This window comes from Pseudomonas sp. Marseille-QA0892 (assembly GCF_054950135.1).
The window spans coordinates 2,444,508-2,467,855 of sequence record NZ_CM143104.1; the positions used below are offsets into that span (position 1 = coordinate 2,444,508).

A 23,348-nucleotide genomic window follows, 5' to 3' on the forward strand; every position below is an offset into this window, starting at 1 on the left:
GCCTGCACACGCTTGCAAGCATAGGCCGATAGAGAGGATAGACAGGAGGCGTCGCCACACGGGATTAGCTGCCACAACGAAACACCAGTGCGCCATTTGGGCTTGTCGCAATACACTGCACCTTGAGGTTCACATCCTCTGCCTGTGCCTGGAACCACACCTGGTACATGCCTTCCAGCACAGCCCCCATGGCGGGGCCCCAATATTTGGCCGTCTCGGTGATGCCAGGATAGGCGCCATGGACGATGCGTACCGCCTGGTTATCGAGTGCGAATCGAACCCATCCCCAGTCCATGGTCTGCAACACCTCGTTCAACGCGATCTGGAGCCCATCGAGCGACGGCTGCTCGCCAACAGGGTTGGCCCGTGCGAGCTGTCCGCCGACATGCCGCAGGAATGCGCACGCATCCACCGCGCCAGCGGAAGCGTACATCTCTTGAACGAGCGTCATTACGAAATGGCGCCATTGCTTATTGCTGTACTGGTTACCGTAGTACGCAAGGTTCGCGTGCTGAATATCCTGCTCTGAAATCAAGGCAGCGCCTCCATGGAATGTTTCAGGTAGATCGATCCGCTGGTTTCGGAGTAGTCGCCAAAACTATCGTACGCGATGGTTCCGCCCAGGCGTGTCTGCTTGCCGATCTTGTACTCAAGGCTAGCGCCACCATTGAAGGCCAGACCGCTTTCGCTCGAGGATTCGTATCGAGAACGGATCGAAGGCGGTGCGATAACCGAACCGCTGTTACGAAGGCCTTCGTAGGCCTCCGCAACCTGCGTTTCCAGCTGCTCCAGTTCAGACTGCAGCGCCTTGTCCTTCGGAAAATACGGAGAGCTGTCCTGCGTGAAAGACTGGTAGCCGACCGCGCCGCGCAGCTTCATCTCCCACTGACTCTTGTTCAGCGTGTACTGCACCGGGAACGACAGGCCGACGTAACTTTGCGGGCTGAAGTAGCCCCCGTGGCCCAGCGTATAGCCACCCAGATTCTTGTCGAAACGCTGCCAATTCAGGTTCACGCCCGTCTGCAGCTCTTCGTTCTTGGTACGGATCGGTCGCAGATAAGCGCCGGTGTTGAAGCCGATCGCGTGGTTGTTGTCGACGTTCTTGCCGCGGTAAAGATGGAAATCGTTGCCCACATAGAAGCCAGCATCACCGCTATCGTACGCGTACTGGAAGTTGACGCCTGTCTTGGTGACGCCGCCCCAGGTCTGCCCGGATACAGGGTCCTTGGCACCAGCGTATGACAAAACGCTGTCCGTGACCGAGCGCCGGTCAAGACCGACGGTGACGCGTCCGTTCTGGCCAACCTTGGGTGTCCAGCTCACGCCGCCCAGTACGTTGGTCTGCTGGAAACCGAGCGGGGTCGAACCGATGTCCGCGCTGAACTCGTCCGACCGGTAGCCGAGGCTGAAACCGACCCCGGAATCCTGAAGATTTTCCGGCGTTGGTGCACTGGCAATACCACGCCTGGCCGCGCCCAACCGTTCGGCAGCAGCCAGCAGCGCCGGATCGGACAGGGAGCTCAGCACCTGAGCTTGAGTCGAATTCACCAGCTGCTCATAGAGCTGCCCGCGGAGGGCCGGATCCGTAACGTCCCCCGCGACCCGATCGAAGGCTGCCGCCTGAGCAGCCGCTCTTGCATCGGCGCGCTGCTGCGGTGTCAGGATGGACCCATTGCCCAGCAGGCGAGTGAATTCCTCCTGGAAAGCCTGGTTGTAGGCAGAGAAGTTCTGTTCGATCTGACTGCGCGCCTGGTTGTAGCCCTGCTGTGCATCGGCATAGGCCAGGTAGGCACGCCCAGACGCCACGGAGACACTGCCGAAGCGGCGTCCGGCTTCCGTGCCGGCGCGCCCACCGTCGATGAAGGTAGGCGTCGCACTGAATTCAAGACGTCCGCTATCGAGCGGCACCATGGACAACCGCATCGGCGATTTGATTTCGGTCAGCTGGGACAGTCCGGCATCACCGTCACGCACGCGTATCTCCGCGCCACCCGTGACATATGTAGCCGTTTTCTCACGTATCTCACCGAGCGTCTGCGCGATTTCGCTGCCCAGCGGATCTGCCGACCGCATCGGGTCATTCGAATCGCCAAAGGGATTGGAGGCTCCGGCTGGATCCTGTGCAGCCACCCATGTCGAGGGCAAGGCACCGACGCCAGACGCCATCATGCGGCCTGCAAACGGCTCATTTCTGAATGGGTTTCCATTGGCTGCAATGACCGGCAGAAGCGTTCCGGGCTGCTGGCCACCAACGGCCGCTGGCTGGTGCTTGCGCTGCGCCGATTCGAGCAATGCAATGGCTCTTCTGTTATCGCCGCGAGCAGCCGCGACCTTGGCCGAAAGGACAAGGCCGGTCGTTTCATCCAGTGCAGGCGTCGCGCGGGAGAGAATGCGTGACGCACGGTCGGGATCATCATTGGAAAGCGATGCGGTCACAGCGCCACGGACGGCATCGGGATCACCAGGGGCCTCGCGAAGCACGGCGTCATACACCGTGCTTGCCTCTCTCGGCATTTGTCCTGAGTCGTAAAGTCTACCCATGGCAAGAAGCAGACTCCTGTCACTCGGCGTGGTCGCCAAATTCGCCATGAGCGTGTCATAGGCACCGGCAAGGTCACCCGCCTGGCGCTGCCGGTCGGCTTGGGTGACGGCGAAGCCATTGCGCAACGTCTGCAACTGTTCGGCATCATCGGCACTGAGGTCGCTGCGCTGCTCTAACGTACGCATCAGCGCGTCCGCCTCGGCGACCTGCCCGGTGCGGCCAAGCACCGATACATAGGACAGATAATCCGACACCGGCCGCGTTCCGCCTTCCTTACCGAGGCCGGTGCGAACGAGCGTCAGGGCTAGGCCAGGCTCGCCCAACTCAGCCAGCGCCGCCGCGACCTGCCCTCGGGAAGCGAAGTCGGACGGGGCGTTATCGTACAGATCGCGCAGTGCATGCCGTGCCACAACCGTATTGCGTGACGCGACAGCCTGACGCGTTGCAACGAGCTTGCCGTTTAGCGCCACGCGCGCGCGTAGTTCCTCCAGTTCCGTGTTGCGCTCGCGGCCCTGAGGTATCCGGGCAAGGTAGCGAGAGGCATCATCCCACCGCCCCTGCTCCGACGCGAACAGGGCAGCAGCATGAAGCGCCTCTACATTGGCGGGGCCGGATTCAAGCGGCTCGATCATCATCCGGGCCTGACGAGGGTCCTTGTTCGCGACAAGCAAGCGGGCATAGGCAAGGCGAATCCAGGGATTCTCCGGCGCCAGCGCAAGCGCTTCAGACAATGCCTTCGCTGCGCCCTCATTGTCGCCCTGCTTGCGCAGGCTATCGGCTTTGTCCCTGAGCGAAAGCGCCTCGAGTTGTTGGATTTCTTCCACCCTGCCTTTCGACAGGCTCGGATAGCGCCGAAGGAGATCAGCCGCCTCCCCGCGCTTGCCCTGCGTCATGAAAGCGCCATAGAGGCCGCTGACGGCTACATCGTCCGACAGGTTTTCCGCCAACAACTGACGGTAGGTGCGCTCCGCATCGGCGGGGTTGCCAGCCTTTGTCTCTATATCAGCAAGCAGCAGCTTGGCGGCACGCCCGCGGTCGCCGGCTCGATTGGCCAGGTCGCGTACGGCAGCCTCCGCTTCGGAAAAGCGGCCGCGGTCTCGCAGCGTTTCCGCTGCACGCATCTTCTCGAAGAACTCGGCACTGGCCAGTGCCTCTGCCCATGAATTCCGCTTCGCAGGCGCCAGTTTGCCTGCACGGGCGAGACTTTCGCGCGCAGCCTTGTAATTGCCGGCACGCAGCTGCGCGATGCCCAAGCCACCCCAGGCATCAGCATCCTTATCATTTCGTTTGACCGAATCGGTGAATGCCGAGATGGCCTTGTCGATCTGCCCGGCCTTGAGCGCTGCGTAAGCGTCGACCCTCGCCTGATCACCAGGATCAACACGCCTAGCCTCGACGGCCTTCACGAACCGGGACAAAACCTCGTCGTCATTTGGATACGCTTCGGCGTATGCCGCGTACAGCGGCTCGTCCGCAGGCTTTACATCGAGCCATAACAAGCCTTGGCGCCAGGCGTTGCGCGCTTCCGGTACGCGCGTGGCCAGAGGGGAAAGCAATGCCAAACCCTGCCGGCGGGTCTCTTCCCTGTAGGTCAGCATCTGCCCGAGCGCCGCTCTAACCTCCACGTCGTTCGGACGATCCGCCAGAAGCCCCTCGAGCCCCACCCGCGCTTCCTGCCAATGCCTCGGATCTCCAGCCAGGGTCTGGTAGTACTCCAGCGCGAGATCGCGCGGCGGCGGCGCGCCTTTGAATAGCGCACGATAGCCATCCGCAGCCGCTGCGCTATTACCCTTTGCCGCCAGTGCCCGAATATCCGGAAGCCGGCTACGGTCGAGCGACTGACTGGCGAGCTCACCTTCAAGCGGTGGGATGAAGCTGCTCGATGGATTCACATCCCTGAGACGTTGAAGCCAATGCTCGGCCGTCTTGGGATCGGCAGGAAGCGCGTAGAGGCCTAGCCGGTACATGGCCTCTTCCGAATCGGGCTGTACCTGCAGTGCGCGCTGCAGTGTCTGCTGGGCCAGTTCATCACGGTTGCGCGCATGCCAGAACTCGGCTTGCTGTAGCAGGACGTCCAGACCGGCAGCCGTTTGCGCATGAGCCGGCATGCCGACACCTACGGCGCCGAGCGCGCAGAGCATGGCCAGGGAAAGCTGTTTCATCTTCATCGTTCGTTCACCGCAGACGGCGGCGCACTCGGGCGCGCAACAAGGGGTACATGGCAGTCGCAATAAGGGCGGTGGACCCAAGCACCAGCACCATCAAAACCAACGGTCGCTCTCGGAAGAGCCAGCGCACATGGACCCACCATGGCAGCTCGCCGTAAGAGAACAGCGCATCGGTGCGGAAGCTCTGTACACGATCAGCCGCTTCGAAGACCGTTAGGTCGCCGCGGATCTCAGGCGTGATAACGGGGTCATTCAATCCATCGGCAACGCGTGGCAGCCAATCGGGATCGGTCGCCAAGGCCAGAACCATCACCCTGTCGCGATCGAAAGGTGATCGGCGGCTGACCAAGCCTTGGAACTGGCGCTCAGCTGACAGCTGCCGGTCAGCGGCCTGGCCTTCACGTGTCCAGTCGCCGGCAAGAACGGCCAGTGCCCTATCCATCGTCTCTTCGGTCCGGATGCGTATCCGCTGTCCATCCATGCGAAACGCGGACCCCTCAAGCCACTGCCCTACGCCGGCGCGCTCGTCCAGCTGGGCCACTACCAGCAGGTCGCGGTTGGCAAACACTTGGGTTGCGCCCTTGCCAACGGCCAGTTCGACACCTGTTGCGGGATAGCCGGTTGCTGCGCCAAACCGGCCCAGCATGATGAGCATCGCCTGTATTTCCTGCGCCTTGGGCGCGGACGGTAGCACCAGTGCCGTCTCGGACAGGTCTGCCAGGCGCGTGAAAGGGAACCCTGCGCCGACGAAGAAGGAGAGATTGGGCAGCTGAGCGAAATGCTGCGTGCGTGTCAGGTCGATCTGGGAATCGCCATCGATCTGACTAAGCGCGCGATCCGGGAGATCCCGCGTGCAATCCGGGTCCGGCGTGAACTGGGTATTGAAGAAGAAATCCAGTTGGTTCTGGCCAAAGATCAGGTAAGACGGAATCTCCACGACGGCTTCCTCCTGCCGCGTGTAAAAGCCCACGGCATTCTTGAGCTTTTCGAAGACACCCGGCTTGAGCACCGGAACAGAGGTCAGATACCGCCCGTTCAGCGCAATATCGAGGTGAGAAGCAGCCGCGTCGAACCAATCGCCGTCGGGAAAGCGATACTTGATACGCATTGGAACGTTGCCACCATTCCATAGAAATGTATCGGGCGCCGCTCGAAAGCCTACCCGCATGCTGGCCGGTGCGACGGCCTCGCTCATCAACTCGTCCTTCGCAAGTTCCGAAAAGCGTACTGGCGCGCTTGGGGATATCCAATTGGGGGCATCGTAGGGTTGCCGGGGAGCTACGCTGGTTACAGTTGCCGAGGCATGAGCGCCGGTCAACGTGGACGAAGCCGTGGCAAGCGTCAGCGCAGCGCTTCTCAACGCTGAGGCCGACGCGCCACTGATGACCAGCAGTTTTCCAAGCGGGTCGCGGGGGTTGTCGACGATCGCCAACGACCCGCGGAGATCCGGCGCCGGATGCGATAACCCCTGTATCCGTTCATCCGGGCCCAGGATAACGAGCGCGTTGCCAAGCGGCAGCGCATCGAGCGATACCGGGAAATCGATATTTCTGAACTGGGCGAGCGTTCCAAAATACGAAGCCACCAGCGCAGCGTTGCGCAGGGTTGCTTCACCAGGTGATGCCGCCATCACGATCGGCAGCTTGAAATCGCCCATCTGGGCCGGGTCGAAAAAAGGCGCGGGCAGCATCGACAGCTCATTCGCCAGCGGCAGGCGTTCATAGGCGAACGTGAATGCCGAATCCTTCGCGAGGCTGACCCATAAGGGCGATTGGTTCGGGTCTTCGCACCGAGGCTGATCACTGCGAAGCCTCAAATTGAGTCGGTTATACGGCACCAACAGCAAAGGATTGATCGAAACCGATTCCACGAGATCGGCATCCTGGCCATTCGATAGCGGGATGCGGCGGACCAGCTCGTTGTTGACCAGCACTTCCAGACGAGCGCCGTCCGGGATCTGCCGGCCATGAATAAGATGGAGATCAAGGCGCGCCGTGGTTACCACTTGCTGGCTGCTGAACGAGAATGGCAGGCCGATTTCCCCACGCTCTCCGCGAAGCGTCACGACATCCGTGACACCCAATTGAGAAAACCGCAGCGTATCGACGGCTGCAGTCGTGCTTGCGATAGGCTGCGCGGTTGCGTTGACGGGCCGGGGCAACGTCAGGACGTCAGGCAAACTGTCTGGCTGCGTCTTCGTGGGCGCGGCATGGGCGGCGACCGACAAGCCCGCCAGGGTCAATCCGGCCAGCAGGACCAGCACCGCAGCACGGGCGAAACCGGCACTTGCCGACGCCGGACGTGGTGTCGAGGGGGCAGCGTTCGATGCGGGTGCGCGTGGCGCCGTACCACTCGCCTTCCCATGCCGGCGCCAGCGAAGCAGCGACAGCGCGTTCAGCATGACGCCCATGAGCGAGCGGAGCGGGCTGTCGGTTCGCATGGGGCCGTCTTCCAGCCAGGCGTCTGCCCTGCCCATTACCAGCCCGACCAGCTCCCTGCGACGCGGGATGTCCAGTACAGGGAAACGCAGGCGCACTTCCTTGTCACTGGTGCCCATCAGATCGACGGGAAGGAATAGCGTATTGCCCTGGTAAATGAGTTCGATCTCCTCAAGCTGACCGGGCAACTCCTTGCCTGTACCATCCCGAACGACTCGAACGCCTCCCATGGAAATGTCCCGCGTCGTACCCCGCAGCGTCCGCCCGTTTGAAAAGTGCAGCACGGCCGGGAGTTTGACCTCCAGACGTGTCGCTGACCGCAGCTGGCGCTGCTCCATCGCTGTGGCGATGGCGGCCATCAGGGTAATGGCACTGAACGATGCCCAGAGAAGGTTGAGGATGAGGACATTGGGATCCGACGGAATCCACTGAACCCAAAAGTGGCGCAACGTCCCGATGATCATCGCAACGAAGAGCAGGCCAAGCGTCAACAGGTGGGGCTTCACAATATCGAAATCGAAGAAGCCCCGATCAAGCAGGCCGCCCTTGTCCGTCACGTTGAACTTGCCGCGTTTCGGGTCAACCAGGGTAACCAGCGTCGGCTTGAGGATATGGAACGCGAGTACGGTTTCGTATATCTCACCCCAGAACGAATGGCGATGCTTGCCCTGGATTCGAGCATTGGTGGTGATGGAGTGGACCAGGTGCGGCAAGGCATACGAGAAAATGGCCGCCGCCGAAGACGAGATGATGTTTTGGCCCAGCATCAGGTAGCACATGGGCGCCGTCAGGAAGATGATCCGCGGCAGCGCAAACTGGAAGTGCAGCATCGCGTTGAGGTAGCAGAGCCGCTGAGGCAGTTTTAGCCCGCGGCCCAGCAATGGGTTATCTCGACGAAAGATCTGGGTCATTCCCCTGGCCCAGCGCATCCGCTGACCGATATGCAGCGACAGGCGCTCGGTTGCCAGTCCCGCCGCCAGTGGCACCGCAATGAATGCGGTATTCCAACCCGTGCGCTGCAGTTTCAGCGCTGTGTGCGCGTCCTCGGTAACGGTCTCGGTTGCGAACCCATTGGTCTCTTCCAGCGCCGAGCGGCGAATGACCGCACACGAGCCACAGAAGAACGCCGCGTTCCAGTAATCGTTGCCCTGCTGAACGGGGCCGTAGAACAGCTCGCCTTCGTTCGGCACCTGTTGGCCATTGGCAAGGTTTCGTTCGAACGGATCCGGGGAATAGAAATGGTGAGGCGTCTGTACGAGGGCCAGTTTGGGATCGACAAGGAACTGCCCTACCGTCGCCTGAAGAAAGGCGCGTGTACTGACGTGGTCACAATCGAAGATGCAGATCAGCTCGCCGTCGGTCTTGGTCATGGCATGGTTAAGGTTGCCAGCCTTGGCGTGGTTATTGTCCGTGCGCGTGATGTATCCCGCGCCTGCTGCTGCCGCGAAAGCGCCAAACTCAGGGCGCTTCCCGTCGTCGAGCACATACACTCGAAGCTTATCTGCCGGGTAGTCGATATCCAGCGCTGCCAGCACCGTATCCTGGACGACCGACAAACTCTCGTTATACGTGGGGATGTAGACGTCCACCGTCGGCCAAGTAGACGTGTCTTCCGGCATGGGAACGATCGGACGCTGAAGTGGCAAGATGCTTTGGAAGTAGCCGATGACCAGGATGATCCAGGCGTAGATTTCCGCCAGATACAGGCCTATCCCGAGAAACGCTTCGATCCCGTTGCTGAACACCAGCGTCTCGGTAGTACGCCAATAGAGGTAACGCGTGGATACCGCGACCGACAGGACGATGAGCGCAAGCGTCATCCAGTACGACTTGATGCGGTTCAGCAGCAGCATTGCAGCTGCCATCGATGCCCCCATCAGAAACTGCAGAGGAATATCGAGTGGAACGATGATGAAAAGGATCACCGATGGGAGCGCGACGAACAGCAATATCAGGATTGGAAGGAGTTTCAGGCCCTTCCATCCATTAGACCGACCCATGGCATTCATCCTTGAAGGCGTTGACCTAGCGTGTTGTTCTTGAGGCCGTCGACGAGGTGCGAAACCGCCTGGGCGATACGATCGATGTCGTAGGCCGCGGCCGAGGCCGGATCGAATTCGAATATCGATTGCTGCGTCGCTAGCGCTTCCGCCAGGGCTTCATCTCGATGGACTGCACCTAGCAGCGATGCACCGAGCCTCGCCTGCAGGAAGTCTGTCGTATCGCTGTTCAAACGGCGCCGACGGTCGACCTGGTTCAGGATGTAGGTCACCGGCAATATGCTGCGGATGTTCTGTGTACCGTAGAAATCGCCCTGCTCGATGGTGGGAAGCACCGAAGCGGAAGCGGCATCTGCAAGCAGCACGGCAATGCGAATGTCTGCGATCCGGTTCAGTGCGTTGAGCGCCATGGACGGACCTGGCGGCGTGTCTGCCAGCACGACCATCCCAGGCTTTATCAGTAGCCCGCGCAGCGCATCGACGAGAAATAGTGGATCTTCGGCGAGACGCGCATCGAAGCTCCGACGAGCCGCCTCAGTCGCAATGCCATAGGGGAGCAGGCGGATTCCGCTTGGTGTAGATACCGCGAACCGCGACCAGTCCGACTCCGCCGTTGCCTGCTCCACATAGCCGCGGGTTTCGGCGAATGGCTGAGCAAAATGAAGTCGAAGCGCGTTTTGAACGTCAAAGTCGATCACTGCTACAGGTGTGCCCTGCCGCTGCAACGCGAACGCCAGGTTAGCAGTGAGGGTCGTTTTCCCTACTCCTCCTTTGGGGGAGGAAAGACAGATAAGCGGCATGACGTCAGGTCCCTATCGTTTTGAGCAACTGCTTCAGGCTATTGCCTGTCGCTACAGGGCCTGAGGGCTCCAAATCACTATCGGGCGCTGTATCGGGGCGCTTGAAGAGTGAGGCGAATGTGCTCGGCACACCGTCCACGACGGTGCTCAGTTGTACCGGCTTTTGCTGAGGAGCAGCACTTGAAAAAGGCGTCGCCTTTACAGGCCGGTCCGTCGATGCAGACGCCTCCAGAGCTATTTCGCTATGGTTTGATACCAGGTGTGCAACGAGCTCCGATATCCGAGGGCCAACGTCTTCCGGATGAGATTCACGAACAGGCGTTTTCACCGAGCGGCCCGCCTTGGCGACGCTTTCAAGCAGTGTCCACCTACTGAGGTTCGCAGTCTGAGGTTCATCATCGAACACCTGATACGTCTCGGCTGGTGTACCGAGCTGGGTCATCAGCCGGCGAACATCATCTCTATCTGTCATGAAGGCATTACTCAGGGATTACACGGAGAAAGTACGGTTGGTGCAGGACGGCTTCTCGATCACTGGAATCATATTGCCATCATATATCGATTGCCAATTTGCTGACAGCGACGCTTAAGCTTGGGCCGACAGCCGGATATTTGGCGACGGCAAACGCGCTTGCGTCAGAGTGTTCGCTTTATCGGCCAAACAGCGCCAAGCTTCAGTCGACTAATGAAACCCGGGTCAATCTCAAGGCAACCTGTTGCGGGCAACCTATGACGGGCATAATGCCAGCCGTGTCACATCACCATTGTCGAGCAACACACATGCCGCTTTTCACCTCATCAGCTATGGCAAAAAAAGCTCCCTCCTCCCTCTTCATCAGACGCGTTCTTTGTCTGGCCGCTACCGCGTTGTTTACGTGCGCGGTATCAGCGCAAACCGTCGTCGCATCCGGCACGCTGCCGCCAAGCGTTCAGAAAGCGTTGAAAGCCGCCAAGATTGGCGACGACGCAATGTCCGTGGTCACGCTTCCGCTGACCGGACGCGGGCCTGAGACTTACATCAATGCCGATGTATCCGTGAATCCTGCGTCGACCATGAAGCTCATCACCACCTTCGCGGCGCTTGAGTTGCTCGGCCCGACATACCAGTGGCGGACCGAGTTCTACACTGACGGCCAGCTCAGGAATGGCGTTCTGAATGGGAACCTTTACCTCAAGGGCGGCGGCGACCCGAAACTCAACATGGAAAAGTTGTGGTTGCTGCTCCGCGACCTTCGCAACAACGGCGTGAGGCAGGTCACGGGCGACCTGATACTCGACCGTAGCTATTTCCGTCATCCGCAGCTCAAGCCGTTCAATGACGACGGGGACGATCCTCACAAGCCCTATCTTGTAGGCCCGGATTCGCTGTTGGTGAATTTGAAGTCCGTTCGAATGATTGCGCGCAATGAGGGTGGGCAGATCCAGGTCACCAGCGAGCCCCCTCTGGACGGTGTCCGTATCGAGAATCGAATGACGTCCATCGCCGGCGGCAAGTGCACCGAATGGCCCGAGGTGGGTTACAACCCGGTCAATGCCGTCGACGGCGTGACAATCGTCGCTGCCGGCAAGCTGGCCGAAGGTTGCAGCGTTCAGACCTACATGGCGCTGCTCGACCATCCGGGATACGCCGCGGCGGCGATCCGCGGCATGTGGAAGGAACTCGGCGGCTCGATGATGGGCCGCACGCGCCTCGCGCCTGTCCCCCGCGATGCGCGCCTACTGGCCCGCACCTTCTCACCAGATCTGGTGGAGATCATTCGGGACATCAACAAGTACAGCAACAACACCATGGCGCAGCAGTTGTTCCTCAGTATCGGTGCGCGCTACCGAACGGATGCCGACGGCGACGATTCAAAGGCTGCGCAACGGGTCATCCGGGATTGGCTGGCCCGTAAAGGCATCATCGCGACCCGTCTCGTCATGGAAAACGGCTCAGGCCTTTCGCGCGATGAGCGTATAAGCCCCAAGGAAATGGCGCAGATCCTGCGCGCGGCATGGCGGAGCCCTTACGCGGCCGAGTTCATCAGCTCGCTGCCGCTGGCGGGCATGGATGGCACAATGAGAAAGCGCCTGCGGACTACGGAAATGCAAGGCCAGGCACATATCAAAACTGGAACGCTCAATAATGTGCGTGCCATTGCAGGCTTCAGTCGGGACCGGAATGGCAACAGCTGGGTTGTGGTTGCCATTCTGAACCATCCACGTCCGTGGGGTGCTGGCGCTACGCTTGATGAGGTGCTGCTGGATCTGTACCGCAATCCCCCGACCCCGTGATCGTGAGGCCTGGGAGCGCGCCAATGCGCCCCCAGGCCTTGCCGCGTCACGCTCTGGCCATGAGCTTCCAGGCGCGATGGATTTTCGCATTGCGCGCAAAATCCGGATCGATCGTTTGCTCGGTGATTTCCTCGACGCTGTAGCGCTTGCTCAATCGCTCGTCCAATTCGAAGCGTCGGAAGTTGTTCGAAAAGTACAGCACGCCACCGCGCGCCAGACGTGCCATGGCGAGATCAAGAAGCTCCACATGGTCGCGCTGCACGTCAAACACCCCTTCCATTCGCTTGGAATTGGAGAACGTTGGCGGGTCGATGAAAATCAGGTCGTATTCGCCTCGATCCTCGGCCAGCCAGCCCATGACGTCGGACTGGACCAGCTGATGTTTGTCCGAAAAGCCGTTGAGCGACAGGTTCCGGCGCGCCCAGTCAAGGTAGGTGCGTGAAAGGTCGACGCTGACCGTCTGGCGCGCCTGACCGTACGCCGCATGCGCGGTGGCCGTCCCGGTGTAGCAGAACAGGTTGAGAAACCGTTTGCCCTTGGCTTCTCGCCCGATGCGCATACGCATGGGCCTATGGTCCAGGAAAAGCCCTGTATCGAGATAATCCGTCAGGTTGACGAGCAGCTTTACACCGCCTTCGGACACCTCCAGAAACTTGCCTGTGTTGGCCTGCCGTTCGTACTGGCGTGTGCCGGTCTGCCGCTCACGACGCTTCACGACAACGCGGGATTCGTCTACGCCTAGCGCCCGGGGAATTGCGGACAACGCCTCCAGTAGGCGCGCCCTGGCTTTCTCGGGATCGATCGAACGCGGCGGTGCGTATTCCTGGACGTGTACCCAATCTTCATAGAGGTCGACCGCCACCGCGTATTCCGGCATGTCGGCATCGTACACCCGGTAGCATTGCACCCCTTCCCGGCGAGCCCACTTGCCGAGCTGGCGATGGTTCTTCTGCAAACGGTTGGCAACCATCTGTGCGCCCTCGGACAGCCGTGCAGGCGCGGCTTCTTCCACCGGCGAAGGCTCACCAGCCAACGCTGTCGTTGGCCGCGTGCCGGTCACGAACTGCTCGGGCTGCACCTTGAACAGCAACAGCTTGCACGGCAGCGCGCCGTTCCAGAAGGCGTATTGCTTATGGCTTCTCAGGCCCATGTGCTTGCCGAGCTCCGGCGCACCCGTGAATACACCAGCCTCCCAGCCCTCGCACGTGCGGCGCAGCCGTTCACCCAGGTGCTGATAGAGATACAGCAGGCTGGCCTCATCACCCAAGCGCTCACCGTAGGGAGGGTTACAGATCAGCAGGCCGGGCTGATTGCGGTCAGGGCTGGGGTCGAAGGTGGCCAGTTCGCCTTGATAGACCTTGATCCAGCCAGCAAGTCCAGCGCGCTCGATATTGTTGCGCGCCGGCGTGATAAGGCGCGGATCGGCCTCATATCCCCTGATCCACAGCGGTGGCTTCGCAAGGCCCGCATGAGCGCGTGCCTGCGCTTCGGCCAGCAAGCGGCTCCAGATGGCCGGAATATGGCTAAGCCAACGTGAAAAACCCCAGTGCTGCCGGCGCAAATTCGGCGCGATGTCAGCGGCTATCAATCCCGCCTCTACCAGAAACGTGCCGACGCCACACATAGGATCCGCGAGCGCCCGGCCCTCAGCCGCCATCCGCGGCCAACCGGCACGAATCAAAATTGCAGCTGCAAGGTTCTCCTTGAGCGGCGCAGCACCCTGCTGCAACCGATAGCCACGCTGATGAAGGCTTTGCCCGGAAAGATCCAATGAGACGATTGCACCACCCCGCTCGAGGCGTACATGGACACGGATGTCAGGTGCGACCTTGTCTACTGACGGGCGCTTCCCAAATTGCTCGCGCAGCTGGTCAACGATGGCATCCTTTACCTTCAAGGCACCAAAATGCGTGTTGTCGATACCGGCGCCCTGCCCGCTGAATTCAACCGCAAGGCTACCGCCCGGATCCAGATGCTCGCTCCAGTCGATCGCCCTGATGCCGTCATAGAGCGATTCGGCATTCTTGACATCGAAGCGTGACAGGACCAGCAATACCCGATTTGCCAAGCGGGACCAAAGGCACAGTCGGTAGCCTACCTCAAGGTCACCTACCCCCCGAACAGCAGCGGTCTGTTCGCGCGCCTCTTCCAGGCCTAGTTGACCTGCCTCGTCGAGCAACAGTCCTTCCAGGCCCTTCGGGCACGTAAGAACGAATTCATATGTAGGTGACATCGAGTATTCCTGTTAACGCAAAGTCGTGTTCGAAAAGGCAGATCTGGATCAACCGTTGGATGATAAGTCAGCGGGTGTCGGTCGCCGAGGCGACAGCGCGGCACGTCGTCGGCAAGACAAGCGGCCCAGGTGCACAAGCTCACTCGTGCGGAGGCCGCCGGGCACCGCAGGCAGTCCCGTCGCAACCATGGCGCGAGGTGCGCCAAGCAGGCACCAGAACGTTCCGTTTTCCAGACCCATGGAGCTTCGAAGATGTAGTTCTTATGACAAAACGATCATTCACAGCACAGCCAGTGTGGTTTAGAACGTAAGTGAAGCCTTCGCCGCAATAGCGATGGCAGATGTGAGCCACGCCGGCAGCTCATATCAATGGCGATCCTGCTCGCCACGCCCTATTCGGGGCCTACAGCTACAAACGGGACATATAGTCACTACTAGAGGGCAGCACCCTATGAGAAGACTCAAGCGTGATCCGTTGGAACGAGCATTTCTGCGCGGCTATCAGCACGGCATACACGGCAAATCCCGGGATAACTGTCCGTTCAGTCACCCCACCACCCGTCAGGCCTGGATAAACGGCTGGCGCGAGGGTCGTGGTGACAACTGGGACGGCCTGGTCGGTACCGCCGGCCTCCACAGACTTAACGAATTGAAAGCCGTTGGCTGATACGGGATCACGCTGACCGACAACTCAATGTAAGCAATCACTCAATGCACGCCTAACCCAGGCGGCGGGCAACGCGCCCAGGGGTCTCTCGCGGGGGACCCCCTCCTCAACGCGCCTTGAGCGCTGCGATGGCATCAACGGACTCACGAATGAGATCAGGCCCCCTATAGATGAAGCCGGTATAGATCTGGACCAGACTTGCGCCAGCAGCGATCTTCTCTGCCGCATGGGCGCCTTCGGTAATGCCACCCACAGCAATGATCGGCAAGTGCCCTTTCAGCGTTTCGGACAGTACACGTACGGTCTGCGTACTTTTCGCACGCACGGGTGCGCCTGAAAGACCGCCCGCTTCATCAGCATGTGCCAGCGTCTCCACACCATCCCGGCTCAGTGTGGTATTGGTGGCGATGATTGCATCCATGCCTGCCTCACGCACCGCTGCCGCGACCAGCGCGGTTTCCTCGTCCGTCATGTCTGGAGCGATCTTGATGGCAAGAGGAACCCGCCGTCCTCGCGTCGACGCAAGCGCCTCACGTCGGATCGACAACGCGTCCAATAGCCGATTGAGTGACTCGCCGAACTGGAGTGTCCGCAGGCCAGGCGTATTCGGTGAACTGACATTGACTGTTATGTAGCTGGCCGCATCGTAGACCCGTTCCAGGCACAAAAGGTAATCGTCTTCTGCTCGCTCTACCGGCGTATCGAAATTCTTGCCTATGTTGATACCGAGCACCCCACTAAAACGCGCTGCATCCACACGATCCAGCAAGTAATCGACGCCACGGTTGTTGAACCCCATGCGATTGATGATGGCCTCACCCTGCGGTAACCGGAACACCCGCGGCCGCGGGTTCCCGGGCTGGGCGCGCGGCGTGATCGTTCCAATCTCGACGAAGCCAAATCCGAGCCCAGCCATGCCGTCAATCGCATCGCCATTCTTGTCGAGACCCGCAGCCAGGCCAACCGGATTCGGAAAGTCCAGCCCCATGACTGTCACGGGAAGAGACGCAGGCTGCCGCGCCAGGTGACGGGCGATACCCAGGCGGCCCGATACACCAATGAGATCCAGCGCAAGGTCGTGGGAGGTTTCTGGAGAAAGCTTGAAGAGCGCTTTGCGGGCCAGGCTGTACATGGAGGCGCGACTATCCGAGAAGAAATGTGCGCCTGATTATAGCAGCGTCCGCGCCTGCTCCCATGTCGCTATGCGGCTACGGAACAGGAACTCGCCTCAGCGAGATCAGCTTGCCCTCGTCGCTGAAGCTTAGTTCGAAGGAACCATAAACGCCGTTTTCGGTCACAAACGGTTTCAAGTGATATGCAGGTAGGTTCACACTTCGTCCGTCTCGACTGCGAAGCTGTATTCGATTGGCATGACCTTGGTAGACTGCCTTCAGACGGTTTGCAGGCAAGGCGACGTCTATCAGAAGTGTGGGCACGGGCTGCCTCCGGCTGGGTTCGACCCTGCCATCATTCAATGACATGGACGCGCTGTCGAGGATGCCTTGCCGGCTACTCGGACGAACACCGTCAGAGGACGATAAGAATGAACCTTCTCGCATCCAGGCTCTCCGGGCTCGCCCAGAGGCTTGGCCTTCATGGTCGATCACCGCGGCAGATTCTTGATGCCGCCAGTGTCTTGCGCCTGCGTGTAGTCCCTATGCCCGGAAGCGAGCCGAGCATCGACTGGCAGCACGCCACGCCGTGGCATCGCCTGACCGAACTGCCTCGTGACGCACTCGCCGGTCCGGTCCAGGAGGACAAGGCCCACGCTCGCGCCGCATTGATACGCACCATGACGCGTTCCGAGCGCCCGGCGACGATTGACCTGCGTGAGGTGGAAGGCGTCGTCTCGACGGATAGCGCCGTTTGTGCGTACGCAACCTTCGATGACTATCTCGCCAACCGCACGGACCGTACGGTACGCATCCTCAGCTTCAGCGACTTCGAAAAGGCCCTAAGACTGGCCTTTCCGGCCGGCACTGAAAACCATACGTATCAAGCGCGCCAAGCGAGCTGGCGCCATTCGGGCATTTTCCTCGACGGTGTTGAGCATGTCGAAGCGCTCGCCTGCGCGGTTATCTATGCACGCCGTCGCGCGCTGGAAGTTCCACTAACGGTTCAGACAACGCGGTATGCATTTTCAGACAGCGGTTTACGCAACCTGAATGCGCGTTACTACGCCCTCGCGTTCGCGCCTGAAAGCTGGAGTAATCCCGCGTTCCTCTCATTGCTTGTGGAAAGTGGCGCGCCGTACGCGCGCCTTGCGCCATTGGGCAGTGGCGACGGTACGGAGTATTTGATGCTGCCCAAGAGCAGCCCCGAAGCTGCCGCGCTGGGTGAAGGACTGCTGTTGGCGGGCATGGGCAACCTGGTCGCCCATCTGCAATCGCTTCATCTCGCCGACTTGTAAACGCCAGAAAATGCTCAGCGGCCAGGATCCAACCTGGCTGCATCGAGAAAAACCGAAAAACACCAGTGCACGCCTTCGAGCACGCGAGCCTGGTCAAGGCTATCGCTCACGGACTCGAGTCGCTTGATAAACTGCGGCCAGAGGCCAGCCTCCTGCCCGTGGGTTAAATACGCCAGCGGAGGACCAGACTCATCGAACTCAGCGCCCTGTACGGCACGCGACAGGTACCGCGCACCCAGTCTGGAGCCTTCGAGCACATACGCAACGCCCCACAGCGCCGGCGCATCGAGCGTTATAACGATTGGCGCGGGTCCAGGCGCGGTCGCCCCAAGCGCGGCTAGGTCCTCATTAATCGCCTCACGACGCCGACGTTCTGGCCAATCGGGCAAGATGTCCGCAATGCCTTCTCGCTCGATCGTCGGCTCAATTCGGCTAAGTGCCCAAGCGTGGGCCTGCAGAAATCGCTGATAACCATCGCGCGTGCTCAATGGGTACTTGGCGAATGCCTCGTCTACCTGGGCGTGCAACTGAGCGCTCGCCTCCTTGAGATGGGCACGTGCACTCATTCGATTCGCTCCCCTACTCCAAAACGCAGCGCCGTATGGAGCTTTTCTGCCAGTTCGTCGCCACGGTAAGGCTTCTGCACGACCAGCGCTTCGTTCTCATTCAACCCGCCAAGCTCGGCATACCCGGTCACGAACACAATGGGCAGGGATGGGTAGGACTGTCTCGCCAACTGCGCCAGCTCGGCACCATTCATACCCGGCATTGCAAAGTCGGCCAGCAACAGGCTCACCGAATCATCCAGCTGTTCTAGCGCTGAACTTCCGCTGTCGGCTTCTATGACGCGGTAACCAAGCGCATCGAGCATCATCGCTGTAACTTCGCGAACGCTTGGATCATCGTCTACCAACAGAATCGTATGCTGCTGGCCGTCATGGGATGCCTGCGTGCTGCAAGGGTGAACATCAGGATCGGTTACCTGAACATCCCGCACGCAGGGCAAGTAGACGTTCACCGTAGTCCCGACACCCAGTTCGGTTGTAATCCGTGCGCCGCCGCCCGATTGCTTCGCAAAACCGAATACCTGTGCCAGACCCAGACCGGAACCCTTCCCGACTTCCTTAGTGGTGAAGAACGGCTCGAACGCCTTTGCCAATACTTCGTCACTCATGCCGCTGCCGGTGTCCTGCACGGACAGGACAACATAGTCACCGGGCTCGGGCTCTTCTGGCCTTATTGGCAGGCGATCGACCACTTCATTGAACGTAGACAAGCGAAGCGTGCCGCCCATCCCCATGGCATCTCGGGCATTGATTGCCAGGTTAAGAATGATGAGCTCGATTTGCGTCGGGTCCACTAATGCATGCCAGATATCTTCTGACGTACGCGTTTCGATCCAGATACTGCCACCGAGCGTACTCTGCAGCAGCTCGATCATGCCCATGACCGTGTCATTGAGGTTGATTGGCTCAGGAGCCAGCCTCTGGCGGCGTGAAAACGCGAGCAGCTGCCCTGTCAGCTTGGCCCCGCGCTCGCCTGCTTCGCGAATGTTCTGAAGTCGGGAAGGCGCCTTTTTGAGGTTTCCGCTTTCAAGATCACGAACGAGGAAGCTTGCGCTCGTAAGGATGACCGTCAGAAGGTTGTTGAAGTCGTGTGCCACGCCTGCGGTCAGCTGCCCTACCGCTTCGAGACGCTGCATCTGCTGCAACGTCGCCTCTACACGCTCACGCTCTTCGATCTGCTCACGAAGTCGCTGGTTGGTGGCCGCCAGCTCCTCGACGACCATTCGTTCACTGGTAATGTCTCGCGCGGCTGCATACATCAACCCGCCGTCAGGGACGATGGTCCAGGAAAGCCAGTGATACTCCCCGTCGGCATGACGCATACGATTCACGAAGCGCGTCGACACATTGCCCTGCGCGACATTCCTGGCTTCAGCGCGCGTTGCATCAAGATCACTGGGGTGTACCAGCTCCCAAATCGGTTTGCTCAGTAGCGTTTCGCGAGGCCAGCCAAGGGTCTCGCTCCAGGCAGGGTTCAGTGCGACCGGCGTCGTGTCGAGGCGCATCACCGCCAGGAGGTCACGGGAAAGCTCCCAGGTTCGATCACGTTCGCGTGTCCTGCGTTCTACCCGCTCACCCAGCATCTCGTTCAGACGCTGCAGCGCGTCAGTGGCCTGTTTCTGCTCGGTAATGTCGATGAATACACCGATGAACCGTACACAGGACCCGCGCTCGAAAAACGCGCGGCCACGGCTGGATATCCATCGCTCGGTGCCGCTGGCCAACTGCAGGCGGAATTCGGCCTGGTATTCGTTTCCGCTGTTAACCGATAACGCCTCGTGCACTTTTGACTGGAGCATCGGCCGGTCATCGGGATGACACAGTTCGAAGAAGCATCTGACGGACAGCTCCGACCCGGCTGGCAGCTCACAGAGCGCCAAGCACCTCTCATCCAGTACAAAGCAATCCGTAGCGGGGTCATAGTCCCACATGCCGATCCGCGCAGCATCGATGGCAAGCCGTGCGCGAACCTCGACTTCTTCCAGGGCTTCTTCGGCCTTTTTCCGCTGCTGACGCTCATGGACCTCTGCCAGAGCCCGCTGGACCGCCTTCGGTAGAAAGCCCAGATTCTGCTTGAGCACATAGTCGACTGCGCCCTGGCGCATCATCTCGACGGCATGCTGCTCACCGAAAATGCCGGACAGAAAGATGAACGGGGTGTGTGGCGCCAGGCGACGCGCAATCTGCAAAGTCTTTGCACCGGACGACCCCGGCAGCAGGTAATCGGAGAGAATAAGGTCGAAGTCCGATTCCGACAGCGCACGCTCTGCGCCCTGATGGTCGTGCGCGACGCGCGCGTCGATCTGGCCCAGGCTTCGTTCAAGCGTAAGCAGCGTAAGCTCAGCGTCGTGGGCGCTGTCTTCGATAAGTAGGAGTTTCAGGGGTTTAGGCAGCATTAAAGGCCGTTCAGTCAGACATCGGAATCCAGGGAGGACCGCCGCCGCTGGAGACGCAGCGAACCGGGCGGAGGCTCGTTAAGGACAGCCCAGAAGATACCCAGTTCAGAAATGGCAGCCACGAAGTCCCGAAACTCGACCGGTTTGACCACATAGGCATTGACGCCGAGCTCATAGGCCCGCTGCAGGTCAGGCTCTTCACGGGACGACGTCAACATGACGATGGGAATGCTGCGCAGCTCGCTTGATTCGCGCACCGCTTTGAGCACTTCAAGGCCATCCACTTTTGGCAGCTTCAAATCGAGCAACAGTACGGCTGGATTGCCTTCAGCACGCGATTCGTAAGCGCCCCGCTGAAACAGATAGTCCAGTGCCTCCGCGCCATCGCGAAGTACGATGACGTCATTGGCCAACTGACTTCGCTCCAATGCAACGAGCGTCAGTTCGAGGTCGCGAGGATTATCCTCGACCAGAAGAATGGGTTTGAGCATCAGCGGTCTCGTCAAAAACTTCAGACAGATTCGTGGAATGTTTGCGCTTGGGCAAGCTGAAATAGAACGTGGCACCTTGCCCGATCACGCCTTCGGCCCATACCCGGCCATCGTGGCGCTCGACAATGCGGCGAACGCTCGCCAGACCAATTCCGGTGCCTTCGAATTCTTCCATTCGATGCAGGCGTTGGAAAACCCCGAAAAGTTTGCCGGAATATTCCATGTCGAAGCCAACACCGTTGTCACGCACGTACACCACCGTTTCATCGGGATGAGTCTCTACCCCGACCTCGATGATGGCGGGCTCGCGACCGCGGGTGTACTTGATTGCGTTGGAGAGCAGGTTTCGTAGCACCAGATGTATGAATGCCGCATCGGCGATAACGACCGGCAGATCATGCAGTTTCCATTCGATCGGACGGCCTTCGCAGTCCGGTTGCATCTCACCTTGGATCGATTCCACCAGAGAGCGCAGATCGACATCGGAAAGCCGCAACGCGGCGCGACCCATCTGGGAAAAGCTCAGGAGGTTATCGACCAGCGTGCCGGCGAATCGTGCTGACTCACTGATGTGATCAAGGAAACGCTGGCCACGCTCGGACAGCTTGCTACCATCAAAATCACCGAGCAGTTCGGCATAACCGGCAATGTGGCGCAGCGGCGCGCGCAAATCGTGCGATACGCTGTAGGAAAACGCTTCCAGCTCCTTATTCGACTTCTTCAACTCGCCGGCCAGCTGTGCGAGTTCCTCAGCCTTGCGCAAGACAATGCCGAGCGTCGCGCTACGAAGTTCCCAGGCGCCTTCGACCTCAAGCGGGTCCCATGGCAACGAGAAGCCGGTAAGACGCTCTTGCCACAGGTCGAAGCTGTGGCGCGGATGCAGGCTACCGGTAGGGCTGACGGATTTCTCCGGTTTACCGGCCCAATTGACAGTCCGCACCTGCTCGGAACGGAACCAGATCAGATAGTGGGAATGGATTTCGGATATCGCTACCGCCAGCACGCCAGCAGCGTATTCCGACAGGAGCGGCAAATCCGGAACGTCGCGGGCGACATTGTCGGACTGGAACACCTCATCTTGAAGAGATCGTCGTGACAGCCACTTCACAAGCGAAGTGACGACGGCCTCCGGAGGGGTCTCGCCTACCAGCTCACAACGAGAGGCGGAAATAATCGCCGCGCCCGTACCGCGAACAAAGCCCAAAAACCTTGGCGTATCAGCCAGCAGTCCGTCGCTCACGCTATCGACGTCAGCCATGGCAGACAGCATGTGAACAATGTCACGGCGCAGCTCGAGTAGCCGTTCTGTCTTCGCATTTGCCTCTTTTGCCTCAATCTGCAGCGAAAGCACCCGACCTAGCAGCTCGCAAGCCGTACGGGTCTGATTGGACACCATGCGCGGCTTGAGGTCATGGCAGGAGATCAGACCCCATAGCTCCCCTCGAACCACGAGGGAAATGGACATCGATGCTAATGTCTGCATGTTACGCATGTACTGCAGGTGCACCGGCGAAACACTGCGCAGCGCAGCGAAACTCAGATCCAGGGGTTGCCCCGTTTTGGGATTGATGCTCGGTACGATCTTGGACGGGACATAATTGGCGTCTTGTATGACCCGAATTCGATTGGCCACGTACAAACGCCGGGCTTGCCTGGGAATGTCTGAAGCGGGAAAACACAAACCGAGGTAACTCGGATAGCCATCGTCCAGCCGCTCGGCGATCACTGTGCCGTTGCCATCGGCATCGAAGCGGTACGCTTTCACCCGACCGAAGCCGGTAATACGCTTGACCTCATCGACTGAAAGGCGACAGAGCCGATCTATGTCCTCGGCGTGCTGTATCTCATCAAGATAGGTACGGACCAATGGATAAAGATCGACATACGCCGACTCGTCCCGGTTCGATGATTCGAACTCGACGAACAGGACACCGTCATGACGGTGCGCCAATATCGCCACAGGCCTGCGAGGCTCATCTGTCGTTGGGAGCGCAATGTCACCAAGGTGAAATGGATTGCTTTCCTTACCGACGAAGTCGTCTACACGCTGGATCAGGGGAGCGACGTCGGCGATGAGATCGTCAAGGCGTCGTCCGAGCACCTGGTCGACGTCCACCCCTAGCCACACCTTGACGTTGTCACTTGCCTGCAGGATTTCGTAACTGTCCGGATCACAGACAAGCATGAAGCCGTGAGGTTGAATGCTCCCAGGAATATGGATCGGCTCTTTCGCGCAATTCTCGCCGGCACGCGCCAGCTCTGCGGCCGTCAGGCTCGATACCAAAATACTTCTCCTTGGCTACTTGTTTTGACATCAGCGTCAGAACGACGCGAGGGATCAGGGCTTTGCAAGTTCGCCTTCG

General features: G+C 59.9%; 15 protein-coding genes. 3 read left to right on the forward strand and 12 right to left on the reverse strand.

Features of this window, described 5'->3' with window-relative positions; genetic code table 11:
- Positions 1–64: 64 nt before the first annotated feature.
- The 5 genes from bcsD to ACY8D3_RS11355 are packed head-to-tail and all read right to left on the reverse strand — an operon-like array spanning position 65 to position 10,420.
- Positions 65–535, reverse strand: coding sequence for a cellulose biosynthesis protein BcsD (gene bcsD / locus ACY8D3_RS11335; RefSeq protein WP_462378880.1), 471 nt, complete (start codon positions 533–535; stop codon positions 65–67).
- The gene (locus ACY8D3_RS11340; protein ID WP_462378881.1) at positions 532–4,704 is read right to left on the reverse strand and encodes a cellulose biosynthesis protein BcsC; all 4,173 of its coding nucleotides are present in this window, start codon (positions 4,702–4,704) and stop codon (positions 532–534) included. The genes bcsD and ACY8D3_RS11340 overlap by 4 nt, the downstream gene beginning before the upstream one ends.
- Before the next feature lie 13 nt (positions 4,705–4,717).
- The gene (gene bcsA, locus ACY8D3_RS11345; RefSeq protein ID WP_462378882.1) at positions 4,718–9,148 is read right to left on the reverse strand and encodes a UDP-forming cellulose synthase catalytic subunit; all 4,431 of its coding nucleotides are present in this window, start codon (positions 9,146–9,148) and stop codon (positions 4,718–4,720) included.
- 5 nt (positions 9,149–9,153) lie between these two features.
- The gene (gene bcsQ / locus ACY8D3_RS11350; RefSeq protein WP_462378883.1) at positions 9,154–9,948 is read right to left on the reverse strand and encodes a cellulose biosynthesis protein BcsQ; all 795 of its coding nucleotides are present in this window, start codon (positions 9,946–9,948) and stop codon (positions 9,154–9,156) included.
- A gap of 4 nt (positions 9,949–9,952) precedes the next feature.
- A complete protein-coding gene (locus tag ACY8D3_RS11355) occupies positions 9,953–10,420 on the reverse strand; it encodes a hypothetical protein (protein ID WP_462378884.1) in 468 nt (155 codons plus the stop codon).
- Positions 10,421–10,752: 332 nt separating this feature from the next.
- Between ACY8D3_RS11355 and dacB the strand changes: the two genes are divergently transcribed.
- Complete coding sequence (dacB, locus tag ACY8D3_RS11360; protein WP_462378885.1) at positions 10,753–12,222, forward strand: D-alanyl-D-alanine carboxypeptidase/D-alanyl-D-alanine endopeptidase; 1,470 nt, start codon at positions 10,753–10,755, stop codon at positions 12,220–12,222.
- A gap of 46 nt (positions 12,223–12,268) precedes the next feature.
- On the opposite strand, the gene rlmKL is transcribed toward dacB, so the two are convergent.
- The gene (gene rlmKL / locus ACY8D3_RS11365) at positions 12,269–14,455 is read right to left on the reverse strand and encodes a bifunctional 23S rRNA (guanine(2069)-N(7))-methyltransferase RlmK/23S rRNA (guanine(2445)-N(2))-methyltransferase RlmL (protein ID WP_462378886.1); all 2,187 of its coding nucleotides are present in this window, start codon (positions 14,453–14,455) and stop codon (positions 12,269–12,271) included.
- A 451-nt stretch (positions 14,456–14,906) separates the two neighbouring features.
- On the opposite strand from rlmKL, the gene rmf reads away from it, so the two are divergent.
- Positions 14,907–15,122 carry a ribosome modulation factor gene (rmf, locus tag ACY8D3_RS11370; protein ID WP_462378887.1) on the forward strand — a complete coding sequence of 72 codons (216 nt, stop codon included), beginning with the start codon at positions 14,907–14,909 and terminating at the stop codon, positions 15,120–15,122.
- 106 nt (positions 15,123–15,228) lie between these two features.
- Here the strand turns inward: rmf and ACY8D3_RS11375 are convergent, their stop codons facing one another.
- Complete coding sequence (locus ACY8D3_RS11375; RefSeq protein WP_462378888.1) at positions 15,229–16,254, reverse strand: quinone-dependent dihydroorotate dehydrogenase; 1,026 nt, start codon at positions 16,252–16,254, stop codon at positions 15,229–15,231.
- A 76-nt stretch (positions 16,255–16,330) separates the two neighbouring features.
- Positions 16,331–16,558, reverse strand: coding sequence for a DUF2835 domain-containing protein (locus ACY8D3_RS11380; RefSeq protein WP_462378889.1), 228 nt, complete (start codon positions 16,556–16,558; stop codon positions 16,331–16,333).
- Between the two features lie 107 nt (positions 16,559–16,665).
- On the opposite strand from ACY8D3_RS11380, the gene ACY8D3_RS11385 reads away from it, so the two are divergent.
- A complete protein-coding gene (locus tag ACY8D3_RS11385) occupies positions 16,666–17,532 on the forward strand; it encodes a DUF6685 family protein (protein WP_462378890.1) in 867 nt (288 codons plus the stop codon).
- A 14-nt stretch (positions 17,533–17,546) separates the two neighbouring features.
- Here the strand turns inward: ACY8D3_RS11385 and ACY8D3_RS11390 are convergent, their stop codons facing one another.
- Genes ACY8D3_RS11390 through ACY8D3_RS11405 form a run of 4 tightly spaced genes read right to left on the reverse strand, consistent with a single transcriptional unit; the run spans position 17,547 to position 23,269 of the window.
- Positions 17,547–18,098, reverse strand: a complete 552-nt coding sequence (locus ACY8D3_RS11390) for a biliverdin-producing heme oxygenase (RefSeq protein WP_462378891.1) — start codon at positions 18,096–18,098, stop codon at positions 17,547–17,549.
- Positions 18,095–20,494, reverse strand: coding sequence for a response regulator (locus tag ACY8D3_RS11395; protein ID WP_462378892.1), 2,400 nt, complete (start codon positions 20,492–20,494; stop codon positions 18,095–18,097). Before ACY8D3_RS11395 ends, ACY8D3_RS11390 begins: the two co-directional genes overlap by 4 nt.
- 14 nt (positions 20,495–20,508) lie before the next feature.
- Complete coding sequence (locus ACY8D3_RS11400) at positions 20,509–20,985, reverse strand: response regulator (RefSeq protein WP_462378893.1); 477 nt, start codon at positions 20,983–20,985, stop codon at positions 20,509–20,511.
- Positions 20,954–23,269, reverse strand: a complete 2,316-nt coding sequence (locus ACY8D3_RS11405; protein ID WP_462378894.1) for an ATP-binding protein — start codon at positions 23,267–23,269, stop codon at positions 20,954–20,956. Before ACY8D3_RS11405 ends, ACY8D3_RS11400 begins: the two co-directional genes overlap by 32 nt.
- Positions 23,270–23,348: the final 79 nt, after the last annotated feature.